Source organism: Paenibacillus sp. QJM3NY_38, assembly GCF_056173265.1.
Map to the genome: position 1 here is coordinate 2,564,619 of NZ_CM149665.1, position 24,511 is coordinate 2,589,129.

Here is a 24,511-nt window from a genome sequence, read left to right on the forward strand (position 1 = left end):
TCTCTTTTTCCATTTAATTCGAGAGGTTCATCCCTGTTCCGTCTACTCTAAATAAAGAGGACTTTTCAGGGAGAGGGGGTAGGGAGGAGTGAGCAAAGATACGGCTCTAACAGTTATGTTCGGATGGGTGGTGTCGTCTTTGGTCTACTTAGTAGGAGGTATCGACCATCTGTTTATTGCAGTTACGATTTTCGTAGTGCTCGACTACCTTACAGGTGTCGTTAGTGCTTGGTATAGAAAAGAACTGTCAAGTCGAACAGGTTGGTGGGGTCTCGCAAGGAAGTCCATGACATTGGTCTTCGTGATCGTAGCTCATCAGCTTGATCTAGTGGCAGGTAACGAGAACAACTTTATGAGAAACGCTATGCTGTTGTTCATCATTGGTACCGAGGGAATTAGTATTTTCGAGAACATGGGCAAGATGGGACTCCCAGTTCCAAAGTTCATCACAGCGGCTCTCATCAAGCTTCGCGGCGACGAGGAGGACGAGAGCAAAACAGACAACAAGAAGGAGGGATAATATGCTCCCGATCACAAAAGATTACCTACCTGTTAATAAGTTCAGCCGCCCTGGTATTAAGCTTAAAGCCAAGAGAGGTATTGTAATGCACTATACCGCATCTCCTGGCGCACCTGCTAAGAACATCGGTAAGTACTTTGCAGGACTGGCTCAACAAAACCCTAACGATAATGTCAAGGACACATACGCAGGTGCTCAGTACTCTGTAGACCGTACTTCGATCTACAATAACATCCCTGACAACGAGATGGCTTACCACTGTGGTAGCACGACTTACACCAAGGAAGCTCTTGCTCAACTTGGTACCTACCCCAACAACAGCACTGTCGGGATTGAGATGTGTATTGAGAAAGACGGTAGCATCCATGAGGACACGTTCAACAACGCTGTAGACCTTGTGGTGTACCTGATTAAGGAAGAAGGGTTCCCTAACGTGATCTTCACGCATAAGGGTGTTGTAGGTTGGAAGGACTGCCCTCTGCCGTGGATCAAGAACCCTAGTGAGTTCACGAGATTCAAGAAGGCGGTCAACGACAAACTGAACCCGCCAAAACCTGTAGAGGAGGAAGACGAAGTGAATAAAGTACTTGAGTATGCTAACTGGGCGTGGGACGAGCTTGATAAGTACGTAGGCGATGCTTACAACGACAAGATCATCTCTGAGTGGTCTTGGGTTGAGAAGGTTCGTAAGAAGAAGCTGACTTACGGTGAGCTGATCTTGCTGAAGGTTCTGATCGACGAGCGTAGACGTACTAAGTCAGCCTAAGAAACGAAGGGAGGTGAGACTCTATGGACATCAGGAAGCGTTTGAAGGACGTTCCTACGCTGTTGGCTATCGCCGCCCTTGTACTGGACATCCTGATCTTTGCGGGGGTTGTAGACCTTCCTGTGAGGGCTGAGATCGAGAGCTACATTCAGAGGGGGTTAGAGGTGTTAGTCGCCTTAGGTGTACTGAACAACCCAACTACTGAGGGACAGGGTTACCTGGACGAGAAATAAAAAAGGAGAGGAGCACAATGTGCTACCTCTCCTTTTGTTTTAAGTAATTGGTTCGTAAACCAGTTCTTCCAGTATGTCGGTTAATTCTTCTTGTTCGTCTTCAGAAAAATTAGATGGTTGCATTACCCCGTCATCATCTTCCCATTCAAGGGTCGAGGTTCCTAATGCTTGGTACAGCATTTCCACCTGTCGTTGTGTCAGATGTAATACTTTAACAGGCTCTTTAATTTCTTCAGTCATTAAGCGGCTTCTTCTTGAACCAGGATGCGAACATTGAACTTGGCTGTCTCGTCCTTCAGGAAGCCGCTGATCTTGTCGAAACGAGCCAACAGCTCCTCACCACTGAACGTTCCGTTGTAGTTGATCTTGATTCCTTCATTCGCTTGCTCGGGGGCAATGTCCTCAAAGACTGAGATACTTACCGAGAACGCACCGCCCTCATCCTTCAGGAAGCCCACGATCTTAGTGAACTTGGTTTCGAGATCGGCAATGTTGAAGACTCCCGCATAACTAATCCCCAAACCTTCACTGTTAAGTACGACTGCATTATTTTTATTGGTGCGTTGGTTAGCGTTGCTTCCTGCACCTATGGATTGTTGTTTAGCTTTTGCGTTGCCTGGGGTAGCTGTCTTCAGACCGTGTTCCTTGACCACTTTGTAGTACTGGTGAGTTTTCATCTCCCAGGTACGCTCGATCTGAGCATTGTTAAATTTGTCTCTCCAACTTTGAAGAACCTCTGCACGTTTCTCCATTGGTTCGATCTTCTTAAATTCTTCGTAAGGCAGAATGTTTTCGTACATGTTAGTCACCTGAACCTTTCCTGGTCTAATATAGTCTCGCCTTTCTTTACCTGTCATCATCTCGTGAGGGTACCTTTTTGCTCGTGCCCCGCGTGAGACATATACTGTTCTCCCCGCGAGTCTTTTCTCGTGGACATCATCTTCAAAAATTTTACCTATTGGCTCCTCAGATAACACTGTTCATACCCCCTTCGGGAGTTTATACAAAAACAGTATACACTTGTCCAATAGAAAAAGGAAGTGGAGTGCTCCACTTCCTACAGGATTTACCTACTTCAGTTGTTTACGAACTCTTGCGCGAATCTCACTCAATGTCTCGTCACGTACTAGCTTACCGTCAACGAACAGTACTTCCAATTGGTCGAGGTGAGCGATCTCCTCGTAGTCAGCTCTGTACATACCGTCCTTGTAAGTCAGACCACCGTTCCCGTCTTCGACAACAGCAACCAAACCTCTCTGCGACTTCTTCATACCACTGTCTGTCTTAGGGTCTTTGTAGAGAAGTCTCTCCTCACCGTTGATTACTGCATGGGTTGCCTTCATTGCGTACATGAAGGTGTCGCGGGTGTTGTACTGGTACGTGAACGATCCAATACCGAACACGACATTTGTCGAAGCGAATCCCTTGTCCATCAGTCGCTTACAAATCTCCTCGCAACGATCAAGAGTGATGGAGTCACCATAGATAGCACCAATATGTGTATCGAGTTGCTTGTAGCCACGATCAGTTACAGTACCTCCGAAGGTATCCCACAATGCTTCGATCAATCCCTTGCGAACGATCTCCTCCTCAGCATCAGGGTCACCACAGAGAATCAGAACAGGGTTTCCTGAGTCAGGGCGGCAGACCACTCTACCGTCTCGTCCCATAATCTCTTTCTTCAAGGATGGAAGCACTTTTTCGATTACGTGCCAGAAGTCCCATGTGTCCATTACAGCCGAGAAGAATCCAGTAGGGTAGACCTCTGTCATCAGTCGCAATAGAACTTCTCTCTCGTCCTGCCCGTTGGCACACATTACAGCGTGTTCGGTGGCGGGGATGGAGGTACCAACCAGTTCGTTCTCGATGTCTGCATTGTAATACTTCTCAAGGTATCCAATGGCAGGGCATGTGTCTGTTCCGCTGAAGGAGAGCAGGTGACCTGCGCCACTCGAAGCCGCCGCGTGACGACCTGCCATACCTCTCATGGAGAAGTCGTGTCCCTGGAACTGGATAGCTTCCTCGTCACTACCTGTCATCTTGGCATACCGAGTCAGAATCTCAAGGTACTGGAATGCGATTGTCGCGCTTGTGGAAGGCATCCACACCTCACAGGACATAACCGTCTCAATGGAGTTAGTGAGCCAGTAGAATGCAGGTAGAGTGTTCTCTACAGTGACCACTGGAACGCGGGTAGGTGCAAGGGTACCTTCTTTCAGAGCCTTGATCTTCAGAGGTAGGTAGCCCAGGTCATGTAACGCCGCGATACGGGATGCGTTAGGTTCAGCAATTCCCATAGTATGACGAATGAATCGTTTGTACTGGGCGATCACCACGTCCTTAGGGAGATTGAAGAAGTTGATGTTGAAGTAGTCGATCAAGAAATCCTTCACGAAGCCTTGCACACCAAACACCATTACCTCATTGACACCTTCCAGGCGGCTACCACGAGGAGTCCATGTGGAGGAAACATATTCTGTACCTTCAGGATACTGCTCAGGGTGAGACAGTTTATAGAAGTCACACATAAGTTCAGGAGGGAAGTTAGTAGTTTTCATATTAGGCAAGCTCCTTTTCGATTAGGGTTACTGCTTCAAGCAGTGCATAGTAAGCTGAGTGCAGTCCTGCCCGATCATCTAGCAGGATGTTATAGTACACCTTACGACCATGGAAAGGGATGAAATCCATATTCTCGTTGATCTTGTCGTAGGGAATCAGGTTTTCGTGAAGGTACTGACGAATGTCATCGTACTGCCCTTCGTGACAGCAGGTGAAGACGATGAAGTAAGCACCTGCCCGTTTACAACGCTGAAGCAATGAGATTACGTCACTGTACTTAACGCCGCGCTTGTGGAAGTCGAACACAGTATCATCGTAATCAAAAGCAATGATGATCTTGCCGTGCTCTCGCCACTCCTGAACGAGACGTTGGACGACATTGTGCTGATCGAGGAAGAAGTCAGACATTAGATCAACTCCTTCACGCTGATCTTGCTCTCCCATGCTTCTAGTACTTCGGTGAGCAGTGTGTTTGTAGTGTATACATGGTCAATTAGCTCAGAAGTGAACACATTTCCTTTGAAGATAGAGTCTTCGGCGTGGGTTACTACAAGATGAACCTTAGCCGCGCCTACTTCACGGAGAGCGTTGGAGCTTCTGATGAACGTGTTTCCGTAAGAGCAAAGATCGTCCACAATAATCGCCTTAAACCCTTTACCCTCGACAGAGCCTACCAATTGAAGCTTGTCGATCTCCCCAGTAGCAAAGTTGCGCTCCTTAAACCCAACCAGTTGCTTGAATTTAGTGAAGTTCTTTCCGTAACGCTTTTGAGCACCTTGATCGGGGAAGAACAGGTAGTCTTTCTCAATGTCAAAGTCTATCTCCATCATGACCTCGTGTAGGAGGGAGGTGGTTGGGTATGTAGCTTCACAACGATCAAGTAGTGCCAACGTGACATCAGAGTGCGGCTCGATCACATTAACGTAATCGAAGTTCATGTTATTAATCATCTTGGCAACGTACTTCAGAGTGAAGACCGATGCACCTTCAGACCTGTCCATGCGGCTGTAAGGCATGTATGCGATCTTCAGAATGCTTCTATTGCAGAAATATCTATCGAGGTGTGACTTGACGAACAGGAGCTTCAGTAGATCACTGTCGTTCTCATACTTGAAGACGACCTCAGCGTCATAGTTTCTTTCTGCTAGTAGGTCTAAAATCTGATCCCCGTCAACCAAAGTCTCCCCGTTAGGGAAGACCTTGAAGTTGAGGGTTGCACCGTTTAATTTAATCATGTTGGCTCACCCTTTCTTGTTGGTTACTTACTGAGACCTTTAGTGACACCTGATTGCGGCTTGTCATCGAACGCCTTCAGTTGCTCAGCGATCTGATCGTGGACAATTCCCCAACCATAGGAGAACACTTCGTCAGTGGATTCGTCTTTAGCGGGTGTCATACGAACTCCTGCTGTTGGTTTGTAGTTTTGGTAGTTCGGCAGGGACTTGGTGAACGTAGCTTCAACGTATACTTCAGTTACTTTTGGCATTGGTATCCTCCTTGGTTTTAGCGGCTTCACACCCATTTATGATGTGGTTGACCTGCTCTAAGATGTCTTTGTTTTGCTTACCGCACTTCTCACAGTCATAGTTCATTGAAACGGTGTTGCTCCTTACATTAGATACTGACAATCCTTTTACCGAAGTTCAGGATGTACAGGCAAAGCGAACGCTTTTGCTTTTCGGTCATATACCCGACCAGTTGGTGGTGATTACAGATACTCTGTACCCGACTGTCATGCTCGTTCATAGCCCCTGACAGCTCTTTAGCCGCTCGGTAGAGTATTCGTACCCTACGGATGAGTTCGTCGTCTACAAGGGCTGTCAGCTCGTCTAACGGGTCATCTTCAGTGACTCTGAAACGTGGCTCGTCGAACATTGCTTGGTCGGCGTAGTAATCAGCTATATCTCCCATCAGAACTTGTCCCGTACACACTTATCAAGGAATGTCTCACTCATCACATTGTAGAAGGGCTTACCGTTCGCCTTGATGACCTCCATGAAGTAGGCATAACTGCCATTGGCGTTGCACTTGTCAGGAGATACGCTCAGTACCTTCATAGTACGGTTGGACATAGGGTGTTCAAAGCGATCACCAATTTCATATCGTGGGCGGGAAACCTTAACGAGATCGTGTAGATCAACCAATCGGTGGAACTCATCAATAGGGTGCATAGATGGTTGCTCATGATTACTGATCTTCAGGACAACGAAGTCGGCTCCGCTGATCTTCATAAACGAGATGATCTCGTAATGTACAAATGTAGAAGTGCTACGATACACATCCTCAGCTTGGTACTGGACTCCTTTGTGATACAGATTAGCTGTTGTTCTAGCCATTGTTACTTTCATCTCCTCGCTCAATCGGTAATGGGTAGGCGCAGTCTTGGCACAGCGCGGCAAACTCGCCTGTGGTGTTGGTTCCACAGTGTTCGCAGTAGGTGACAGGGAGAAGGTTACCGAAGTGGTGTACTTCACCGTCAGTGTCTTTGATATGAGGGTGCAACTTCGCCTTAATCTCGATGATCTCGCCCGTTAGCTTGTTAAGGCAGGGGCGGCTGATCGAGAACCAGGAGTAGTAATCCTCAGTCGATAGGACACTACGGGAGTCAAATCGGTACAGGATGTCCATACCCTTGAAGCGTAACAACAAGGGCATAGGCTCCTCCTCGGTGATCTCCATAACTTCTCCCCACCGACCTGCAAAGCGCAGGGAGTGGGCGGGGAGGATGAATACAGGGTCACCTATCTTAATCATTCCTTGACCACCGATACAGTCAGACGGGGTGCATCGTACTTCTCAACCCATGCGTAAGCCTTGAGAGCTTCCAGGTCGATCTCACCACTTTCGATGTACTCAGCCAGGACGTTCTCATCAACCACTTTGACCTGGGTAACGATGTTCTCATAGAGCATGTGACTGTAGTTGCTCTCAAGGAACTCGATTACCTTTGCTTTGTCGAAGTGTGACTTATCAGGCGTTGAGTATGAAGCTCGGAAGCCACCCCAGTCTGCCTTGCGCTTTCCTAACTCGGACAACCCTTGGAGGATCGCACCCTTGTTCTCCTTGAGCCACTTCTCGTCCTGCTTCTTACGTTCATTACGGAAGTGGTACTCTCGGAGTGTGTCCTCCCCAACCGATGTTTCTTGAGCGAATACGTCCTTCTCCTCGGAAGGCTCAATCCCTAAAACTTGCTGAGCTAGTTTATTCATTTGCTCTCATCTCCCTTCACTTTCTCTATACGAAGTCGGTTGAGAGCAGTTAAGACCTGATTCAAAATAATTTAAGCAGTCTTTTTAGAACGCTTCTTTACAGGGGGAGGGGAGACGGGGAGACCGCCTTCCACTTCAGAATCTTTCAGGTATTCCAGTTCGCTGAAGAAGTCATGACCACATGTAGTATGGAAGCTAGGCATTTCTGTATCGTATGGAACATAGTCGTAATAGGAAATCTCATCACACTTGCGGCACCACAGCCAGTTGCGTCTGTACCCTTCAGGTACAGGGGGCACGTCAGGTAGAATTACTTTACTTATAGGTCTTGGCATTGTTTACTCCTCCATATATTGATCTCAGACTCCGTGGCTTTCCTGACTGCGGGTTGATTAACAGCTACATCCCCACCCTCGAAATAGTACCACCAACCATCTCTACTAATTTCCGATATAACACCGACTCCGAAGCGCTGACAGAAACCAAACTCGCCAACCTGGGGTAGTTTGATCTCCTCAATTATGTTAAGGGTTACACCTAATTGTTGTGCGATCTTTCTCACCTCGACACGTTTCTTCATTAGAGTCCTCCAAATAAAGAAACCGCCCTATTCAGGACGGTTCTTCAGCCAGTTATTGAAGTGCCTTACATCCTTAACGTCTATACAGTCTTGAACGATGGTAATCTTGTCAGGGAACTCCTTTTCGTACATGTGGTACGCCGCGAAGTAAACCATTTGATCCACGGCGGCTTGCTGTGCTTGCTTAAAGAAGTTCTCCGAGTTCACTCGGTTCATGCTACCATCCTTTCATCAATACCTGCGAGGGAAGCGATCAGTTGCTTCGCTACGCCCAGGTCGAGGTTGTTTATACCCTCATCGAGCATGGTCTGTGCCATGGCTTCCTTGCGTTGTAAGGTCTCCTGTACATGCTCATCAATAGTACCTTCACAAACGAGGTAGTATACGGTAACAGCGTTGCGCTGACCAATACGGTGGGCGCGGGAGAAGGCTTGCTCAACGTAAGCGGGTGACCATTCACAGTCAAGGAAGATAACGTGAGTAGCTTGAGTGAGTGTCAGACCTTCACGGCAAGCAGGTGTACAGCCGATGAAGATTTTACATTCCTCATCATTTTGGAACCTGTATACTTCACGTTGGCGTTCCGAAGTCATAGTTTCATCCAGGAGCTTGCGTCTTTGCTCCTCAGGCATGTCATACCATTCCTGTCCATATTTCTTCTTCAGCAGTCGGACAGCGGAGTTCTCAGTCTTACCGTTGGCATCCACGTCACCATGGATAACCGCAGGTTTGTGTTTTGCGTATCGCTTCTCGATCAGCTCCACCATGGTACGGAAACGGGAGAAGATGATTACTTTCTCATTACCGCTTTCCACCAGTTCCTCGACCATCTCATCAAGGGCTAGGAGCTTAGAGCTTGTATTCTTCCCTGGGGAAGCTCCGATCAGTTCGATGGAGTCTGTAACCTGTTGTAGTCGAAGGAGCTTAGTTAGTGCCGATGGAATCCTGTCTAAGGAAGTATCCTTCAGCTCCTCCAAAATCCCCATCTTAACAGCCTGATACATCTTGGACTGAGTAGGGGTCATAGAAAGGGTAACTGTCTTGAACGCAACCTCAGGAAGCTCCTTCAGCTTGTCCTTCTTACGTCTTCTAAGCATGTTAACCTGGATCAGGTTCTTCAGCTCAGGAATGTTCTTATAACCGACGATCTCTTTGTTACCAAAGCCGCCCATGATAGCGTGGTGCCCACGGAACTCATACCAATCCTTCAGAACACGTTTACCGAAGTGAAGGTAGTTGTATGCTTCAAGCGGTGAGTTGGGGAGTGGGGTAGCTGTCAGAACATAGCGGCTACGGAAGTTCAGTCGGTGTACGAGGGAACCAATCTTACTTAAAGGGTTCTTGATCTTGTGGGCTTCATCCATGACACAGAACTGAAGCTCCTTGTAGTTATCCAGTAGCTCAAGGTTGTGGATGTCACATCGGAAAGTCTCGTAGGACATAATGATGACATCCCAATCCCCCTCATTTGTTAGTTGGCTGTATAGCTTAGCACGTTGGTTGACGTTACCCGCCATTACTACCGACTTGAGGTTGGTGTGCATATGAATCTCGTCACGCCAGTTAAACAGCAGACTCGCTTTCGCCAGGACAATCCCTCGTTTCAGGTGTCCTAGCTTCTTCTTAGCTTCAATGGCGTTGGCTACCTGCCAGGACTTACCTAGACCCGCATCATCAGCTAAGATCAGGAAGTCTTTGCTAACCATCAGGTTGAATCCTTTGACCTGGAACTCTCCCCACGGGCGGGTCTTAAACCCACGATGGTCGATAATATCACCGTCTGCATTGTAGGTTACTGAGTATCCAGGAACGACTGGTTCGCTTGGGATGTCGTCCTCGCTAATACCGCCGTTACTTCCTTTCTCCTCGTCAACCCAATTGATAAGGAAGCTACCCATCTTTTGCTCAAAGTCTTCACGATAGATCAGCGGAACTGCCCAAACCTTTTGAATCGGACTAAAGATCGCGCCTTTGACCTCGCTCATCGCGTCACTAAGCGTCTTGACGTTGCGAAAAGAAGCCTTAATCCACCATTTCCCGTCATTGCCCTTTATCTTTTCTGCGTTTATCACGTCAAACACCTCCTAGTTGATCTATACGATGTGAGAGTAAGGCTGTTAAATAATCACCTCCTAAAAAATAACCTCAAGTCCCTAGGGACTTGAGGTAATGTTTTACGTCAACACCTTGCTTCTTAGCTCGGTAATAGACTTTGTTGTATGTAGACTGGGGGAGAGGAGGGAAGTTTCCCTCAGAATCTCTTAAACTACCCAGGTCTTTTTCTAAGTTAGTGGTATGGGATCGGTACTTTACATTAAAGCCCAAATCCTCAACTACCTCTCGGGGCTTTCCATAACCTAAGAGGTAGTTGTAGACCGTTCTGTGAGTCTTCCTAACTTCTGAAAGGTCAACGGTCTCGCCATAGTGATACTGCAAAAATAGCCTGATCTTGTCAGGCTCTCTGAGTGTTTTTAAGTCATTGAGTACCCCCACGCCTTGAGCGGTCAGGGCGGGGGAAAGTTGCTCAAGATTTGATTTCAAATATAGATAGAGTGGATAATTCCGTGATTTGAGCTTACTAAGGATGACTACCCCGTTTCGTGCATAAGTGGATAGAAGCTTCAATGACTGCATGACGTTACCCCTGCTCTAGTACAGATAAGTCATCCTCAGTAAGTTCAAGCTCAACGAAACCTCTGCACAATTTCTGAAATGCAACGAGCGTCTGTGTATCATACATGATTTCTATAGGGTCAAAACCCAACATAGCCAATGAGTCAACCAATTCAGTTTGGTCAACAGGCAAACCTTTCAAAGCTTCAAGCATTGTTTCAATTACAGCCAAAAACAGAACTGCCTTATTTACGTTTTCCATATGTTCTGCTCCTTCCGCTTTCTCCTATTCTCATGCCAACCGATAATTCCTATTACTAGGATAACCAGGGCGAGGTGGAAAATAACGCGGAGCATCTGTATAAATGAATTATCAAAGAAAATTATGACACCTAATATAAGGAAACAAGCTAGACTGACCAAGAAGAACTTACTATAAAACTCTCTCATTTTGTCTCCTCTCTATGTAGAAATTCAATTCAATAAAGAGACAGTGTTAATATGGTATTTTTAGTGGGTAATTTTATTGTATTATTAGTAGTTTTTATTTTTCATTAACTTCCTTTATTATTGAATCAATCATTTCCTCATCAATTAAAGTGTGAGCTTTTTCAAGAGCAACCATAACGCCTTGTGGGTTACCAAAATATACGGTATACAAAATAGGTGCAACATCATCTAATAAAATTCGATCAGCTTTAACCATGCTTATTAGAGCTACCACGATCTCATGACCCTCGACTTCACCTGCCACAAACCTATCTCTAAGGTGTTGAGCAACTGCGTCCATTTGACTTTTTGAATACGTCATAAAAATAACCTCCGACTGTTAAATGATCTCTAAATTTGGCTCCTCTCCAACGGCGGTCTGAATGTGTAAGCTGAGGAGTTATCTCACAATAATAAGACAAGTGGGGGAAATTATCAAGACATCTCTAAATAATTCCATTACCTTTTCTTTCCCCCCAAGAGTCTAAGAGTCAAAACTACTCGTTTACAATGTTCTTACACTTTCGACACTTGACCCTCACGGAGCCAACTACGAAGTCATTTGTTTTCTCGTACAGTAGGTGGTTACAGTATGGGCATCTATGCTGATTCCAATTCTTTTCTTTTGAGTTCGACCTTACGAGTCGCTTGAGTGCCTTCAATATCCGCACTCGTGCTCACCTCCTTCCCAATTAATGCCTTAGCGTCTAGTATAAACTGATCGACCTCTTGTAACAACTCGAAGTCGGTTAGTTCGTTAGTAGGTCTTCGTGAGCTTTTCATTCGTAAAACTCCCCCTTGATCTCAGACCACCAAAAACCCCTCGGATAGGTGAGGGGTTGAGTTGGTGAATATTGGTTCACTTATCTAAATACTTGGTTGCGAGAAGTTCAGATAACATTACCGCCATGACCTTGGAAAGGTCTAGGGTATCCTTTTCCTTAGGGAGTTGGGAGATCATTCTCGTCATTCTCATGACTCCGTACCTACCCATCATGTTCTGTAACAACTGTCTCGCTTCGCTAGAGACTTCTGTACCAGTAACCTCTTGAAAGTAGTCTACTAATTCCTCCTCCTCTTGGGAGGGGATGTGACCAAACCCGAATTTTAACCAACCTCTTAACATTCCGATGACATATGGAAAGTTTCTCTTTTCAACACTTTTCTTGGACACTACGTGAAAGGCTTCAAGTATCCACTCGTAAGCAGGTAGCCCTCGGTTCTGAATCAGTCTGTAGTACTCACTTATACCCTCCTTAACCTCGGCTGTTACGAAATTATAGTGCATAAGGTCTTTGAATATGTCATAAAGCACGTCTAATGTTTCCCTATCCCCATTAGGCTTACCGTATCTCTCCTCATAATACTCTTTTAGTGACACTGCCACATCCTCAATCACGGGTAAAACTCCTCTCTATGGTATTTGTGGCGTGGGTGGGTTGTGCCACCAGGGTACACTGGGGCACTCCCTACTACCACCGTCATAAGACAGTGGCAGGGTGGGAGTGTCCTAATCTACCTTATGGAAGGCATACTGGAACTCGTCCTGTGTCTCCCCAGGTAACTCTATGTACCGATAACGCTGTTCGTCGTCGTTCAACTGGAACGTACCGTCATCGTCCATAAAGATGTCGCCGTACTCAACACCGAACTGCTCCATGATCGCATCCATAACGCCTACTTTATTCATACGAAACAACCTCCTGATAGTTAAGCCGTTTGTTAATTTCTTTGTCATTTGTCTGTATACGGCTCGTACTTGTACTTTGCATCTAACCTAATCCTCTCAGAGGATTTAACCTGTGGTGGGGATTGCACCTTTACGTGTGTAATGTCTTTGTTGCAGTGTGGGCAAGTCCATTGTTCACCATAGCCGCAGGAGCTAAAGGATTCCTTGAAACAACCATCACACTTCTTCATGTTCATGGCGTATAGGTAACCCCCTTTATGAATCTCTCTAGGTTCATGGCTTTCATAGCCATCTCGTACAATTCCTGACCTACAACGTCGATGAAGAATCCTTTCTTATGGTCTGTAAACCATCGGGCATCGTTCTCGCTGACGTGACCGAACTCAATGGCTTGGTAGCATACATAGGAAGGGGTGGAATCCGTTCCTGTCCCTGTGGATACGATGTACTCGTAACCCTCATGCTCACCGTTGTTGAACCTTACGACAGCCATCCCCAGGTCTTGAGCTAGATCGTGGTTAACCGTTCTCTTGTGACCGTAACGGAAGACTGTATCCTCCATGATTTCATCATACTCGAACTCCCCAAGGTCTCTAACCTGTTCGTCAATCCACTCAGCGCGGCAGTCTTCAATGTCATTCTCAGCTTCCGACTCGTAGGTGTACTCTCCGTTACGATCTTCTTCTTTATCGTAGTTGTCACCTGCCATCGTAAGTATACACCACTTCTGAACTACAAACAGAAGCTCACGATCAACCCCACCGTTTACAAGCGTTTCGAGGTGGTCTTCAGCGGCACCCATAGAATCGAACTCTAAGGAATCGTATTCGTTGTTCACGTCAGCTACCTTCCAGTAGGAACCTACAACAAACCTCCTTTCCGAAAGCTTCTCAAGGTGCTCACGGTACGCTTCCTCTGAACGCCACAAGCTATTGTCGGGGGCAATATGCGAACCAGTGACGATCTCGTAGTCATCAATGTAACGGTACTCACTCAGATCAACGGATTCCTCGTCGATGTGACATATAGGAATCCATGCAAGGATGTTGTCCTTTTGAATGACACGGATGTCGCTAATCACTGCAAGCAGGTTCTCGCGGGTCTCCTTAGCTTCCTTAGGGATCAGGTTGATAAGTTCATTTTGTGCAGTATCAATTTTGGAAAAACTCATGATGTAACCTCTTTCTGTGCTCGATGGCACTATAGGGTAGGGTGTTGTACCCTCCATGCCGACCACCACCCGAAGGTGATGGGCGGGAGCAGGGGACAAATTACCTACGAATCTTACTGAGCTTCACACCGTACACACCTTCAACCCAGTCACGTACTGTGTTTCCGTACCGAATGAACCCATTCCATTCAAGTACACGGTCGAACACCTCGTTGCGGGACATCTGAGCAATCTCCATGTCCTTAGAATCATCATCAGCTTCAAGGTCAAGGTTCTGACGGACGTACCCCATAACCGAATCGGAGTACACATGGTTCTCAAACTCCTCAGCCGCATCCATCTTCTTGTGAAGGGCGGGGAGGAGGATCTGATTGACGATAGCTTCAATCGCTAATGCGTCATTTCTACCTATACCGTGCTCACCTAGCTTGTTGGTACAGTTATGTGGTCGGGTAGTTTCCATGGACACCCAGTAGTTTGGAGCGGATACAATGAAAACCTTACGGGAAGGGTTGTAAGACAGGGATACCTGATAGCGACCACCCGACCACCCTGAGTCAACGGATGCGGATACGGTAATGATCTCCTGGGTAGGGTTAATTACTTTCAGTTCAAAGTTGATATTCTCTTGCATATTAGTTCCTCCTGATAGTGCTCGTCGGCACTTGATGTTGTAAAGCAGAGCGGCTATAATAGACCGTAGAAGGGAAGGAACAAGCGGCGAACTTGTTCCTCCCTGAAAGGGACTTAATCGACTCACGAACCTTGGCGGGGGAGGGAATCGGCTTTGTCCTTTTTCTTTTTGTTGAACAAGCGAAGGGAAGTCCTCAGCTTACTCAACAGGCGAACGGACTCGTTAAGCTTTTTAAGAATGCGATTGATAATTCCTAAACTAGCAAGAACGAATCCCAACACCGCTAAGGCTGTAGCGAAGAAGATGTCCATTTCCAGGTCACCCCCTTTGAAGGGAGGGTGTCCACCCCGAAGGTGGGGTGTCCCTTCTACAGCCCTTATAGACCGCTCCATTGAAAAGCCCACCCGAAGGTGAGCTGTCCTAGCAGGGTCTATGCAGGTACTACTTCTGTGTAATACTCATCGTGATTCAGGTTGATGTTAACCCCTCTCTCGATACGTTCAGCGGAACGCTCCGATACAGGCTCTTTGGTAATCGTTTCGATCACTTCGTCGTTCTTCCATGCTTTGATGACTACGTTGAACATGTTTACCCCTCCATCACCAGTAATTGTTTTTGTAGATGTTTCAACCGCTCGTTTGCTTCCTCCTCGGTAGCGAAGCCATCCTCGAAAAGCTCGTTCTCCCAGTGTAAGCACCACTCACCCTCACTTGCATCCCCAGGGTCTAACCATGTTACTTCGACTTCCTGATCGTCTTCAGCAAGGTTCTTGAATATGGTCTTCCACGTATTAAGGCTTTGACGTTGCATCAGTAACCCTCCGTCCAGTGTTCGCCAGTTTCCTCGCCCCATTGGGAGCGATCAGCCAACAGGCTACCATCGAAGCTGTAGTCTCTACCGCATTCGCATGTGTTTGTGAAGCGACCACAGGGTACTTCCTCACCACAAGAGCACTTAACGTACTTGTCCTTAAACATCTGCCAGTAGGTGGAGCGGTGGTCGAGTGCATCAAACTTGCGCTCGATCTCCTCCATCTCCTCATAGGTACGCGCTTCAAACTTACCGCCCTCAAAGGTGTTAAAATGCTCGTCCCTGCCACCGAAGATAACTACGACCCGTTCAAACCGTCCGATCATTGTTCCTCACCCTCTCCGAACAGCTCTTTATAGCTGTTAACGATTTGAATATCGTTCGTCGCAATTAATTCTGTCTCGCTTGTCCATACATTGACGTACTTATTGTGCAATACAATATACTCACTGGGCTTTATACCCTCGATTACAATCTTTTTAGCACCGTACAGGATAAAGCTGTCGTTCAAAACGCCCTCATAAACATCGTAGGGGATAAGTTCTCTATTTGCTGTTTCTATAATCTCATCCCTAAGCTCTGGACTGATTACTGCTTTTCCTTCGATGCCTTCCTTTCGGCGTACCCAGGCACTAAACGTCATATGGAATGGGGTGTTATCGTCCAAGGTGAACAGCACCTCACCGAACCCTTCTTCGTTCAGTTTCTTCATTACCTCCTCAGGTACGTCATTCATACCCTCATGCAGACCGTTGTGGTATGGTGACTGGTGGTGCTTCTCAAAACCCTCGGCATACAGATCATCAAAGGATACAAGCTCCAACTGGACTACGTTCCGAGGGTTGTTGATGCAGGTTTCTAGGTACTCATCCTTCAGACCGTTGCTCTTGAAGCAATCGACGCACACTATCTCGCCATTGTTGTGGTAGTGCGTGTCGGGGGAGCCTGAAGAAGGGAAGTGGCATATGGGTTTGCTACACCCATCACATAGGCAATACTGATCTGAGAACCCATATTCCATAACGATATTCTCGAACCATATGTCCTCGATCCCTGCCTTCTCAAGGGCGACCTCAAGAACCTCAGGTACAGCGCACCCTGCATAGGCTAGGCTACCGAATGTCACCAGTCGGTCACCTTGGATCAGTTGGTGATTGTTGATTGGATCGTGGAAGTCACGGTATTCCTGAATGGATTCAGGTGCCAGTGCTTCAGCGATCATATACAGACAGCGGTCAATATCATGGTAACCGTCCACAATGGCAAAATCCTCGCCGTTTCGGTTGGTAACCTGAAGAATACCAGTTCCAATAATCATTTCCTTGATGCTTTCTTTTGTGTGTTGCATAAATTCATCTCCTTTACCTTCTCTATACGGGATAGGGGAGGTTGTGTTAAGTAGCACTCTATAGGTGCTCAAGCGAAAGACCCATCCAGGTATGTTAGGATGGGTCTCTCTATCAGCATCTATTTAGTTCAGCATATCGTCTACGACAGATTTCAGTTCACCCTTCAGGAACTCTTTTTCCCCAGGGGACATCTCGGCGGGGGAGAGGGGGTGACCGTCCTTGAACAGGAAGAAGTTAACCGTCCCGTTCTCAGTGACAGCGACCTCAACATGGTAGACCTCTTTGATACCCTCTAGCCCTACATTCTTACCAAGGTGAATACCCTTAATCATCCGAACACCCACTCTCCAAATGCCGCATACTGGAATACTCCATCAGCATCACCTGCATCGAGTTGACCACCATCAATACTGCCGTTGTATATAAAGTTCAGTGCGCTTTGGTTAGCGCGGTGAGCGACGAACTTCTCAAAACCTTTCTTAAAGCTTTCCAAGGTGATGGTGCCTTTATATTCCCCACCCTCGTTGTCTTCGACATAGATGCTACCACCCTCAACAAGTGCGTTGAAAGCCCACTCAGAGGTAGCCCAGTCAGCGTCATAAGCATCCTGCTTAGCTACTTTAGGGTGGTTCACCTCAACCTTGCCGACCCAATATGTACTTCCACCTTCCCACGCACTAATCAGGAGACCTTCCAAGTCATTCAGGGTATACTTGATAGGTACCGTGATGGTACCCTCAACCTTCTCATACTTTTCTTCCAGTTCGTTACGTTTAACCGTCATTCTGCTCACCTTCACCTTTCTGTATTTTGTAGGTTTTACTTTCCTTCACTGCGTCAGGATCAAGAATGATCTCTTTCTCGGGGAACCACCTAACCTCGCCGTTACGTAGTCGGCGGTGGTGTCCTGCCCTTGTCCACCTGAACGTTTGCCGCTCATAGTCACGCTTCTCACGTTCCCCTTCTTCTATGGTAGGGGATGGGGGAGGGGAGGATACCTTGTACACGGTCTGCCTGACATATACCGTGCGGTTCCTCTGTTTCTTACCGTGCTTGACCTTACCCTTCTTTACCTTAGGGATGCTCCGCTCGTCCCTCACAACCTCTTGCTTACGTTCTGCCATACGTTGCATGACAGCTTTGAACAGGTTGGTGAAGTACCGAGCGACTTTGATAAGCTCGTCCATATCCTGCGGTCGGGCGGGTTTGGAGATGGGGATGATGTTAGCACCCTGAACTCTCCATTCCAGTCCGTGGCTGTGCTTGTAGTGACCGCTACCCGATGAGTCACCGTCAAGGTTGAAGGTAATCTCGATGTCGTCCTTGCCGCCGTAGTCAAGGTGAAGGATTCCCTTAGTTAGCGGGAACCTAACACCTCGGAGGAGTCCGAGCAGGGCGAATACGCTCCCTGTCTCGGAACTCATCATGTCAAACTGCCGACACAATTCGTCAGCATACTGACCGTCGATCACAACTTTATCATAGGCTGCTGAATCCATGCAGGTCAATCCTCCCTTTACTGCGGGAGGGTTTCGATCAGTTCAGCATCGAATACCCTGCTTATTTTATCACCCTGCTCGATGCAAGCCTTGTACGTTCTCTCGGCTTTGCGGCTGTCAGCATCGTACCCAAACTCGGAGCAGAAGCTCTCAAGGGTAGGGTAGTTGGCTGACGTTGTGAAGGAGTCACTTCGGATACAGCACATGATCGAGTAGCCCAGGCTCTTAACGAACGGCGGCTTCCTTCCGTTATCGACGCTATCAAAGAAGTCGAAGCTCATGGTCTCGTGAGTCCCCTTGTGGATGCAGGTAACGAGGTACTGGTAGATCGTCTTGTAGTCAATGTCCTTGTGTGATGCACCCCATATCTTAATCGGGTTGGTCTTACCTACATAATCCACAGTAACTTGGATGTCACCGACCGTTAGCTCACCACGGTTGCCGTTCATGGTCAGCTCCCATTCTTCGGTGATTGACTTAGCTGTTGGTTGGGCGGTGAAAATTTCAGTCACCCGATCAATAATCTCGGTCGGTAGCATCTCGACCAACCAAGCCGAGCCATACCGATAACCGTTAGGGCACCGCTTGGCATTCAGCCAAACGTAATGCTTGTACTCCTCGTGATCGTAGCTGACAGGTATAGGTTCATGGTGGCAACAAGCCGCTTTCATATCGTTCAGATGCCACCGTTCCCAAATCTCGATCAGGTCTTTCAAGTCCTGCTCAGGGATGGTTACCTCATCCAGTTTCTTCAGCGTGTCAATGCACTGACCACCGCCGCCATTGTAGCTACCTACAATGGACAGCGTGTGGTAGGATTTGATGTGGTCATGGGTCGTACTCTCACGAGAGGAATCTTTCAGCTTGATCGTGGCTTCGACCACTACGCGCTTACCCTCGTATGTACCGACATTGATTCTACCGTGGAACTCTACTCTTTCACTCATTCACAATCACCTCATAGCTTGAGTGGTGCGTTGCTCATAGGCAATCAGGCACCCTATTCCATACCCCACGGCGGGGTGAGGTATGGTAACGGTGTCCGATTATTCGGTGTACTCTTTAGTCCACTGGCTGATCTTCTTCTCAGTGAACGTATCGACTCTCTCGTAGTAGTCGTCCCGTGCTTGGTTACCAAACTCCTTCTCGAACTCTACCGCCCAATCATGGATGGCTCGAACGAGAGTGCGAGAGTCATACCCATCAGGCATACTGTCAGGGTTCTCAGCCATCCAAGTACCTGCGTTCATGGAGATGTCGATGATGACCTCATCCACCCTGCGGAACGCTAGTGTCAAGGTGTCACCGTATGGTTTTTCCTTGTGGTCGGGGCGAATGTCCAAGCTGTACAGCTTGTGTTTGCTTCGGCTGTCCCGTACCTGAGGTGTCTCATTCCCAGTGAACCCGATCATCTGCTGACCGTTGTCCCCGTGGTACTGTATATCAACAATGGTGTTAACCCTGTCGGTCATAATCATGCCGCAAACCGTGATGTGGTCACCTGCGGGGAGCTTCATGACCAGTGTGTGACCACCCTCAACCTCGCTGAAGTCAAGCACCGTGTGGTGATACCCGTTGAATATCGGGGTGCCACTCGATTCAAGCTGATTCAGCATGGAAGGGGAGTACACTGTGGTGGGGAGGGGCTGTGCTTCAACCATCGGCACGAGAACTGCATACTCACCGTGACGGATGGGGATAGGGAAGCCCTCGTCGTTCTTGCACCACGCTTCCTTGCCTGTGTAGTCGGATACTTCGTATACCTGTCCTTTCTTGTAGTGCCCGATGGTCTTGGTCGTCAGAATCATCTCGCCGCGCTTAGCCTTGCGGCTTTCAACGTGGTACTGTGTACCCTCGTGGGTGAATAAGTCTTTCGTCAGGATGATTGCAGGTTCGTATGTCGCTGTTTTCTTTGTGTTCATGTGAACATCTCCTCATATCGGCGGTCAGTGCTCGTGCTCAGTGGCACTCATAGGCACTCCATGAAGGAACCCACACCACGGTGGGTTCGCTTGAGCAATGTCTATGCAACCTCAGCTTCACGCTTATCCTTCAGGTAATCGTCTGTGAAGTACTCATCAGGTACCTCACCAACCGCATGTACGAAGTTGGAGTTCGTGTCGTGGTTAAGAAACCATGGTACGAAGTCGAGCATGTGCTTGCCGCTGTTCTTCACCTCAGCGAAGCTCACCTCATCCCCAGGGTAGTAGACCACCGTAGGGTTGCTGTCCTGTACTCCTTGGTAGAAGCTGTCGGTAACGTTACCGTCCTCGTCAAGCTCAGCCGTGCCCTCCATGATCGCAACCTCTAGCTCGAAGGTGAAGCTGTTTAAGCAGGTAACCGCGTCCCAGTTCAGATCGTTACCGTTCAATCCCCATTTATAGCTCACGATTTACACACCTCGTTTTTGTATTTTCTGACGGTCTCACCGCCATCAAGTGCAATGAACACTTCCTTCTTCCAGTTGTACATGGCACCCTCGGGGGCGGGGGCGACCTCACCAGTCAAACCTGCGAAGTCACCAAGCTCTATACGTACCCGCTCACCAGTATTGAATCTCACTCGCATCCCTAATCTTCTCATCTCTATATCCCCCTCGGCTCGGCTCGGCTCATCTAGTCTGTTCTGATCTCAGCTCAACGCTTCTAGTAGTTCGTGGTACTCAGTTGGGATATGGTCAGCAATACCGTTCTTGTGAACGTCATCTCCATAGAACCCCCAACAACTATCCTCCTCAACCTCAACCCGACCACACTCAGGGTTACCGCAGTGACAGGGCTTCTTCATCTCAAGGACGAACCCATACACATCACCAGTTAGGTACTGGTCGTATACCTCAACCTCACCCTCAAGCATCTGCACTGCTTTGTTGCTCATGACCTCAAGGATGCTATCCTCATGGACTATCACCCAACTTTCAAAACGCTTTGCCCCTTCAGCCTTGTGCCAGTCGAGGTCAACCTGAACGAAGCTACGGGAGAAGGAGACAACCTTAACCCAACCGTTATGACCCTCGTTCTCATATCCCTTGACCTTCACATGCTCCCCAACCTTGGGGAACCGCTTGGTGTCGGTACTGAACAGCTCGTCCTCGTTGTAGCCTGTCTCCTCAAGGAACTTGGCTTTGGTAGCATATATCCAGCCAACCTGACCACTATCCCAACGATCACCGAAAGAACCGGTGCTCATTGTGATGCCGCTGTGATCGTAAAGGTGAAGGGGTAGGATGATAACATGAGGAGTGATGACATCCATCAGCTCGTTCATGCTCAGATAATTAAGCTCCTTGTCACCCTTGTAGTAATCCTCAGCAAGGCACTCAAGGAAGTCACGGGGTTCATCGTAGGTGTGCTTGTCACCCAATGTATATCTGCGGTGGAAGCAGATCATCTCACCTAACCAACCATCCATCTCGTGGCGGGGGTTGGAAGGGTATTGGTCATACTCGATCTTCAGGGTAGCCTTGTCGTTCTCTGCACGTTTGTACACTGTCATACTGCGTCACCTCTTGGGTTTGATAGTGCTCTTAGGCACTCCATCGGATACCTCACCTGAAGGTGAGATACCCTAGCAGGGTCTAAGGGTTACACGAGTGTCAATTGCTCAGGGTCTTTCTTGGTTAGGTCGATTGGTGCCTGTGCAGTTGCCTTAGGTACTGGCTTGTAGACGTTCAGGTTCATCTTGATCGTCTTGAACAGCGGCAGGTTGCTACCCGTCTTGGCAATCAGGATGTTCTTGCCGCTACCCGACTCACCAAGGTCAGAGGTTAGGTCAACCTCGATTGTCAGCTTGTTACCTACTACCTTAGCCACACCACCTGCAAACCCGATCTCAGCCTTGGCACCCTTGAAGTCCATGGCAGGTTCGTTTTCATCCTTCGGCAGTCCCTTGTATACGTTCAGGTTGATCTTCACGCCACCTGCACCGATTGGTACGTTGGAACCTGTCTTAGCGATCAGGATGTTCTTACCGCTACCCGACACGCCCAGGTCTTGGGACATATCAACTTCGATTACTGCCTTGTTGTTTGCTACCGACTTTACGATTACGTTTTCCATGTGTACATTCTCCTTGTGCCCTCATGGGGCTAGTATTTTGGGTGCTCTTAGGCACTCCATACCGCCCACCACCGAAGTGATGGTCGGGGAGCAGTGTCTAACAAACAACCGCTTCGTTCCACAGGTTGAGGTGGGTCAGCACCGATTCAACCGAGCGGCACACCATCTTGATGCAGTCTCTCGTGTCGGTGATCTCAAACCGTGGTTTCTCATAGGGTGCGTTGGTCTGCCATACTTGGATGACCTCATCATCAAAGTCAACCTCGATCAGGTTCCCGAAGGACTGGTTGAGCGTTGCCCGCAACCCTTCGGCAAGCAAAAGGGAGAGAAGCTCATTCATTTCAGCTCCTCTCCCTTCCGTACTGCCTTGACGAGATGCTTCTCGTCTTCACGTATCCAGTTTTTCATTTGCTCGAACCACTGTGCCTTGGCATCCTCGGCGGTGGGGGCGGCGATCACTAAGTCCCGATCTCGTATATACCGTTGGTCAACAAAGGTAGGCATCACAACACCCACCAACCACTCAGGCATTTCAATGTACTGAAGCAGTTCACAATACTCACCGCTATGCTCTTTGTACAGCTCGCTGTTATGTACCTCCGACCAATCACCCGACTCACGAGCCGCTACGATGCGGCGAATATCTGCCAGTGTTGTCTTGCTGTTCTTACGTTTAGCTCTGATCTTGTTCAGGATTGTTGCGTGTTCGATGGTAACCAACTCCTAGTTATGATAGTGCTCTTAGGCACTCCATTGAACACCCAACCCGAAGGTTGGATGCCCTAGTAGTGTCTAAGCCTTCAACAGCATCTCGAACAGGGCACCGATGTCGCCCTTCTTCAGCCGCTCACCGATCTCGTGAATCTCAGGCATCTCTGTCTCTACGTGCTTCATAACCCCTTGCTTGACACCTTCCTCGATAGCATCAGTCATTACCATTTCGATCAGTTGCGGCGGGATGTGTTGGTTAAGCAGGGCGATAGTAGCCGTTCCTGCGATAGCCTTCACCGCTTCGCTGATCTCATGAATGCAAGGCATAGCACCTGCGGCGATACCGTTGATCTCAGTTGTGTCACCGTTATTGTTAATAAGGGCACCAAGCAAGAACTGACCCTTCTCGTTTGCACGAACCTCAACACCGTCAACAACCTTTACCTGTACAAAACCGTTTTTCATCTGAAATTCCTCCTGAGTATGTAGGGTAGTGCTCTTAGGCACTCCATGCCGACCACCTCGGGGAGATGGGCGGGGAGCAGTGTCTAAGCCATTTGGTAGTCAATGATGTCCCATTGAGTACCCGCAAACTGTATAGCTTCATCCCAAGACACGGTAGCCCTTTGTGTACTACCACCTTGTCTGCACTGGAAAACGAATCTCCATATCTCCATCCTAGACACCTCTGTCCTTGAAGGTTAGCTGACCATAGACATACATCTCACGCAGTGCCCACTTGCGTTGAAGCTTGCTTGCGGCTATCACTTGTTGAGTCCTTGTCATGACTATGCACCCACCCTTTCCTGTTCTGCTATGAGGTTTCTTAGGTATGCCATGAGTCCACCGACCTTGCCAACGTATGCCACTATCACTTTATTACGCATGGGTATTCCTCCTTGAATTTGACACATCTATGCCATGCTTGAACCCGTGGTACAGAGCTATTCCGCTTAGGTGCTATGAGCACTCGATGGGACGCTCTGACCTGCACCAACGTACCCCAAATCGGGGTGGGGCGGGGTAGGGCTAGGCATGTTCAGGCACCTAATTCAGCTATACGACACAGCCATATAAGAGTTAAGTGTCTGAACATACCTAGCCATGGGATATGACTCCCACAGCTAGTTGGTCACACTGGCAGTTGGACAGTATGGGAAACCGTATCATGTGAGGGCACCACTATGCACTAGGTAATTGATGGTAAGCCTATATAAGCCCATGGCGGTATCCTGTTGGATGGCTAGGGCACACCTACCCCAGGTGGGGCGGGCGGGGGCAGAGCAACCTGTTGGCTGTCTACAATCCTATATAAGACTCACTCACCATATAAGAGAGAGCACAGACATATAAGACATGAGAGGGATAGACCCATGAGAGTATGTTTGGGTTATGTGAGTTGAAGGCTAGGACTGTTACTCATGTTGACTCGCTAGAGTCCTTGGGTGTCCTTAGACGTACCCCTGTTTTACGAGTAGTGCTAGGCTTCGCTATCTCTCGCCGTGCTCTCGGGTGGTGCGTGGTGCGGTCATGGGCATACCCTAGCACCCAAGGAATAGGGCTAGGTCATGCTATCAATAGGATACACTCGACAACTTGTAGTTCATGGCATACAGATTA

40 protein-coding genes are annotated in these 24,511 nt (G+C 48.1%); 3 read left to right on the forward strand and 37 right to left on the reverse strand.

The features are described from left to right. Positions 1–88: 88 nt before the first annotated feature. The 3 genes from AC0VZ8_RS11410 to AC0VZ8_RS11420 are packed head-to-tail and all read left to right on the forward strand — an operon-like array spanning position 89 to position 1,519. The gene (locus AC0VZ8_RS11410) at positions 89–520 is read left to right on the forward strand and encodes a phage holin family protein (RefSeq protein ID WP_083655875.1); all 432 of its coding nucleotides are present in this window, start codon (positions 89–91) and stop codon (positions 518–520) included. 1 nt (position 521) lies between these two features. Further along, positions 522–1,286, forward strand: a complete 765-nt coding sequence (locus tag AC0VZ8_RS11415) for a peptidoglycan recognition protein family protein (RefSeq protein ID WP_475486885.1) — start codon at positions 522–524, stop codon at positions 1,284–1,286. Between the two features lie 23 nt (positions 1,287–1,309). Next, positions 1,310–1,519, forward strand: coding sequence for a phage holin family protein (locus tag AC0VZ8_RS11420; RefSeq protein ID WP_475486886.1), 210 nt, complete (start codon positions 1,310–1,312; stop codon positions 1,517–1,519). Between the two features lie 39 nt (positions 1,520–1,558). Here the strand turns inward: AC0VZ8_RS11420 and AC0VZ8_RS11425 are convergent, their stop codons facing one another. The 37 genes from AC0VZ8_RS11425 to AC0VZ8_RS11605 form a co-directional block, all read right to left on the reverse strand. After that, positions 1,559–1,759, reverse strand: a complete 201-nt coding sequence (locus AC0VZ8_RS11425; RefSeq protein WP_475486887.1) for a hypothetical protein — start codon at positions 1,757–1,759, stop codon at positions 1,559–1,561. Beyond that, positions 1,759–2,319 carry a hypothetical protein gene (locus tag AC0VZ8_RS11430; protein WP_475486888.1) on the reverse strand — a complete coding sequence of 187 codons (561 nt, stop codon included), beginning with the start codon at positions 2,317–2,319 and terminating at the stop codon, positions 1,759–1,761. Before AC0VZ8_RS11430 ends, AC0VZ8_RS11425 begins: the two co-directional genes overlap by 1 nt. Positions 2,320–2,589: 270 nt before the next feature. Next, positions 2,590–4,077, reverse strand: coding sequence for a nicotinate phosphoribosyltransferase (locus AC0VZ8_RS11435; RefSeq protein ID WP_475486889.1), 1,488 nt, complete (start codon positions 4,075–4,077; stop codon positions 2,590–2,592). A gap of 1 nt (position 4,078) precedes the next feature. Further along, a complete protein-coding gene (locus AC0VZ8_RS11440) occupies positions 4,079–4,486 on the reverse strand; it encodes a hypothetical protein (protein WP_475486890.1) in 408 nt (135 codons plus the stop codon). Continuing rightward, positions 4,486–5,313, reverse strand: a complete 828-nt coding sequence (locus AC0VZ8_RS11445; RefSeq protein WP_475486891.1) for a ribose-phosphate pyrophosphokinase — start codon at positions 5,311–5,313, stop codon at positions 4,486–4,488. The genes AC0VZ8_RS11440 and AC0VZ8_RS11445 overlap by 1 nt, the downstream gene beginning before the upstream one ends. Before the next feature lie 23 nt (positions 5,314–5,336). Then, positions 5,337–5,564: a hypothetical protein gene (locus AC0VZ8_RS11450; protein WP_475486892.1), complete on the reverse strand. Its 228-nt coding sequence runs from the start codon at positions 5,562–5,564 to the stop codon at positions 5,337–5,339. A 424-nt stretch (positions 5,565–5,988) separates the two neighbouring features. After that, positions 5,989–6,414 carry a hypothetical protein gene (locus AC0VZ8_RS11455; RefSeq protein WP_475486893.1) on the reverse strand — a complete coding sequence of 142 codons (426 nt, stop codon included), beginning with the start codon at positions 6,412–6,414 and terminating at the stop codon, positions 5,989–5,991. Beyond that, the gene (locus AC0VZ8_RS11460; protein WP_475486894.1) at positions 6,407–6,832 is read right to left on the reverse strand and encodes a hypothetical protein; all 426 of its coding nucleotides are present in this window, start codon (positions 6,830–6,832) and stop codon (positions 6,407–6,409) included. Before AC0VZ8_RS11460 ends, AC0VZ8_RS11455 begins: the two co-directional genes overlap by 8 nt. Next, positions 6,829–7,287 carry a hypothetical protein gene (locus tag AC0VZ8_RS11465; RefSeq protein ID WP_475486895.1) on the reverse strand — a complete coding sequence of 153 codons (459 nt, stop codon included), beginning with the start codon at positions 7,285–7,287 and terminating at the stop codon, positions 6,829–6,831. Before AC0VZ8_RS11465 ends, AC0VZ8_RS11460 begins: the two co-directional genes overlap by 4 nt. 319 nt (positions 7,288–7,606) lie before the next feature. Beyond that, entirely contained in the window at positions 7,607–7,867 is a 261-nt protein-coding gene (locus tag AC0VZ8_RS11470) for a hypothetical protein (RefSeq protein ID WP_475486896.1), read from the reverse strand. Between the two features lie 27 nt (positions 7,868–7,894). Continuing rightward, entirely contained in the window at positions 7,895–8,083 is a 189-nt protein-coding gene (locus AC0VZ8_RS11475; RefSeq protein WP_475486897.1) for a hypothetical protein, read from the reverse strand. Continuing rightward, positions 8,080–9,939: a DEAD/DEAH box helicase gene (locus AC0VZ8_RS11480; protein ID WP_475486898.1), complete on the reverse strand. Its 1,860-nt coding sequence runs from the start codon at positions 9,937–9,939 to the stop codon at positions 8,080–8,082. Before AC0VZ8_RS11480 ends, AC0VZ8_RS11475 begins: the two co-directional genes overlap by 4 nt. 73 nt (positions 9,940–10,012) lie before the next feature. Beyond that, the gene (locus tag AC0VZ8_RS11485) at positions 10,013–10,501 is read right to left on the reverse strand and encodes a hypothetical protein (protein ID WP_475486899.1); all 489 of its coding nucleotides are present in this window, start codon (positions 10,499–10,501) and stop codon (positions 10,013–10,015) included. Between the two features lie 4 nt (positions 10,502–10,505). Beyond that, positions 10,506–10,742: a hypothetical protein gene (locus AC0VZ8_RS11490; RefSeq protein WP_475486900.1), complete on the reverse strand. Its 237-nt coding sequence runs from the start codon at positions 10,740–10,742 to the stop codon at positions 10,506–10,508. A gap of 282 nt (positions 10,743–11,024) precedes the next feature. After that, entirely contained in the window at positions 11,025–11,291 is a 267-nt protein-coding gene (locus AC0VZ8_RS11495) for a hypothetical protein (RefSeq protein WP_475486901.1), read from the reverse strand. 278 nt (positions 11,292–11,569) lie between these two features. Beyond that, the gene (locus AC0VZ8_RS11500; RefSeq protein WP_475486902.1) at positions 11,570–11,752 is read right to left on the reverse strand and encodes a hypothetical protein; all 183 of its coding nucleotides are present in this window, start codon (positions 11,750–11,752) and stop codon (positions 11,570–11,572) included. A gap of 76 nt (positions 11,753–11,828) precedes the next feature. Beyond that, the gene (locus AC0VZ8_RS11505) at positions 11,829–12,368 is read right to left on the reverse strand and encodes a hypothetical protein (protein ID WP_475486903.1); all 540 of its coding nucleotides are present in this window, start codon (positions 12,366–12,368) and stop codon (positions 11,829–11,831) included. A gap of 111 nt (positions 12,369–12,479) precedes the next feature. Then, a complete protein-coding gene (locus tag AC0VZ8_RS11510) occupies positions 12,480–12,659 on the reverse strand; it encodes a hypothetical protein (protein WP_475486904.1) in 180 nt (59 codons plus the stop codon). A 232-nt stretch (positions 12,660–12,891) separates the two neighbouring features. Next, positions 12,892–13,887: a hypothetical protein gene (locus AC0VZ8_RS11515; protein WP_475486905.1), complete on the reverse strand. Its 996-nt coding sequence runs from the start codon at positions 13,885–13,887 to the stop codon at positions 12,892–12,894. A 43-nt stretch (positions 13,888–13,930) separates the two neighbouring features. After that, entirely contained in the window at positions 13,931–14,464 is a 534-nt protein-coding gene (locus AC0VZ8_RS11520) for a hypothetical protein (protein ID WP_475486906.1), read from the reverse strand. 122 nt (positions 14,465–14,586) lie between these two features. Continuing rightward, on the reverse strand, positions 14,587–14,775 hold the full coding sequence (locus AC0VZ8_RS11525) for a hypothetical protein (RefSeq protein ID WP_143042083.1): 189 nt from the start codon (positions 14,773–14,775) through the stop codon (positions 14,587–14,589). Positions 14,776–14,894: 119 nt separating this feature from the next. Next, complete coding sequence (locus AC0VZ8_RS11530; RefSeq protein WP_177178669.1) at positions 14,895–15,050, reverse strand: hypothetical protein; 156 nt, start codon at positions 15,048–15,050, stop codon at positions 14,895–14,897. Between the two features lie 2 nt (positions 15,051–15,052). Beyond that, on the reverse strand, positions 15,053–15,274 hold the full coding sequence (locus AC0VZ8_RS11535) for a hypothetical protein (RefSeq protein WP_475486907.1): 222 nt from the start codon (positions 15,272–15,274) through the stop codon (positions 15,053–15,055). Then, positions 15,274–15,600, reverse strand: coding sequence for a hypothetical protein (locus tag AC0VZ8_RS11540; RefSeq protein WP_475486908.1), 327 nt, complete (start codon positions 15,598–15,600; stop codon positions 15,274–15,276). The genes AC0VZ8_RS11535 and AC0VZ8_RS11540 overlap by 1 nt, the downstream gene beginning before the upstream one ends. Further along, positions 15,597–16,622, reverse strand: coding sequence for a hypothetical protein (locus AC0VZ8_RS11545; RefSeq protein ID WP_475486909.1), 1,026 nt, complete (start codon positions 16,620–16,622; stop codon positions 15,597–15,599). Before AC0VZ8_RS11545 ends, AC0VZ8_RS11540 begins: the two co-directional genes overlap by 4 nt. A 123-nt stretch (positions 16,623–16,745) precedes the next feature. Continuing rightward, positions 16,746–16,955: a hypothetical protein gene (locus tag AC0VZ8_RS11550; protein WP_475486910.1), complete on the reverse strand. Its 210-nt coding sequence runs from the start codon at positions 16,953–16,955 to the stop codon at positions 16,746–16,748. Further along, positions 16,952–17,407, reverse strand: coding sequence for a hypothetical protein (locus AC0VZ8_RS11555; RefSeq protein ID WP_475486911.1), 456 nt, complete (start codon positions 17,405–17,407; stop codon positions 16,952–16,954). Before AC0VZ8_RS11555 ends, AC0VZ8_RS11550 begins: the two co-directional genes overlap by 4 nt. Then, complete coding sequence (locus AC0VZ8_RS11560) at positions 17,397–18,122, reverse strand: hypothetical protein (protein ID WP_475486912.1); 726 nt, start codon at positions 18,120–18,122, stop codon at positions 17,397–17,399. Before AC0VZ8_RS11560 ends, AC0VZ8_RS11555 begins: the two co-directional genes overlap by 11 nt. Positions 18,123–18,139: 17 nt before the next feature. Next, a complete protein-coding gene (locus AC0VZ8_RS11565) occupies positions 18,140–19,069 on the reverse strand; it encodes a hypothetical protein (protein WP_475486913.1) in 930 nt (309 codons plus the stop codon). A 99-nt stretch (positions 19,070–19,168) separates the two neighbouring features. Further along, a complete protein-coding gene (locus tag AC0VZ8_RS11570; RefSeq protein WP_475486914.1) occupies positions 19,169–20,044 on the reverse strand; it encodes a hypothetical protein in 876 nt (291 codons plus the stop codon). Between the two features lie 101 nt (positions 20,045–20,145). Beyond that, positions 20,146–20,511 (reverse strand): hypothetical protein, encoded by a 366-nt coding sequence (locus AC0VZ8_RS11575; RefSeq protein WP_475486915.1) that lies wholly within the window; start codon positions 20,509–20,511, stop codon positions 20,146–20,148. Continuing rightward, a complete protein-coding gene (locus AC0VZ8_RS11580; protein ID WP_475486916.1) occupies positions 20,508–20,690 on the reverse strand; it encodes a hypothetical protein in 183 nt (60 codons plus the stop codon). Before AC0VZ8_RS11580 ends, AC0VZ8_RS11575 begins: the two co-directional genes overlap by 4 nt. Positions 20,691–20,753: 63 nt before the next feature. Next, complete coding sequence (locus tag AC0VZ8_RS11585) at positions 20,754–21,617, reverse strand: hypothetical protein (RefSeq protein ID WP_475486917.1); 864 nt, start codon at positions 21,615–21,617, stop codon at positions 20,754–20,756. Positions 21,618–21,706: 89 nt separating this feature from the next. Beyond that, on the reverse strand, positions 21,707–22,180 hold the full coding sequence (locus tag AC0VZ8_RS11590) for a hypothetical protein (protein WP_475486918.1): 474 nt from the start codon (positions 22,178–22,180) through the stop codon (positions 21,707–21,709). Positions 22,181–22,277: 97 nt separating this feature from the next. Beyond that, positions 22,278–22,520: a hypothetical protein gene (locus tag AC0VZ8_RS11595; protein ID WP_475486919.1), complete on the reverse strand. Its 243-nt coding sequence runs from the start codon at positions 22,518–22,520 to the stop codon at positions 22,278–22,280. Continuing rightward, positions 22,517–22,900 carry a hypothetical protein gene (locus AC0VZ8_RS11600; protein WP_475486920.1) on the reverse strand — a complete coding sequence of 128 codons (384 nt, stop codon included), beginning with the start codon at positions 22,898–22,900 and terminating at the stop codon, positions 22,517–22,519. Before AC0VZ8_RS11600 ends, AC0VZ8_RS11595 begins: the two co-directional genes overlap by 4 nt. 72 nt (positions 22,901–22,972) lie before the next feature. Further along, on the reverse strand, positions 22,973–23,398 hold the full coding sequence (locus tag AC0VZ8_RS11605) for a hypothetical protein (protein ID WP_475486921.1): 426 nt from the start codon (positions 23,396–23,398) through the stop codon (positions 22,973–22,975). Positions 23,399–24,511 lie beyond the last annotated feature (1,113 nt).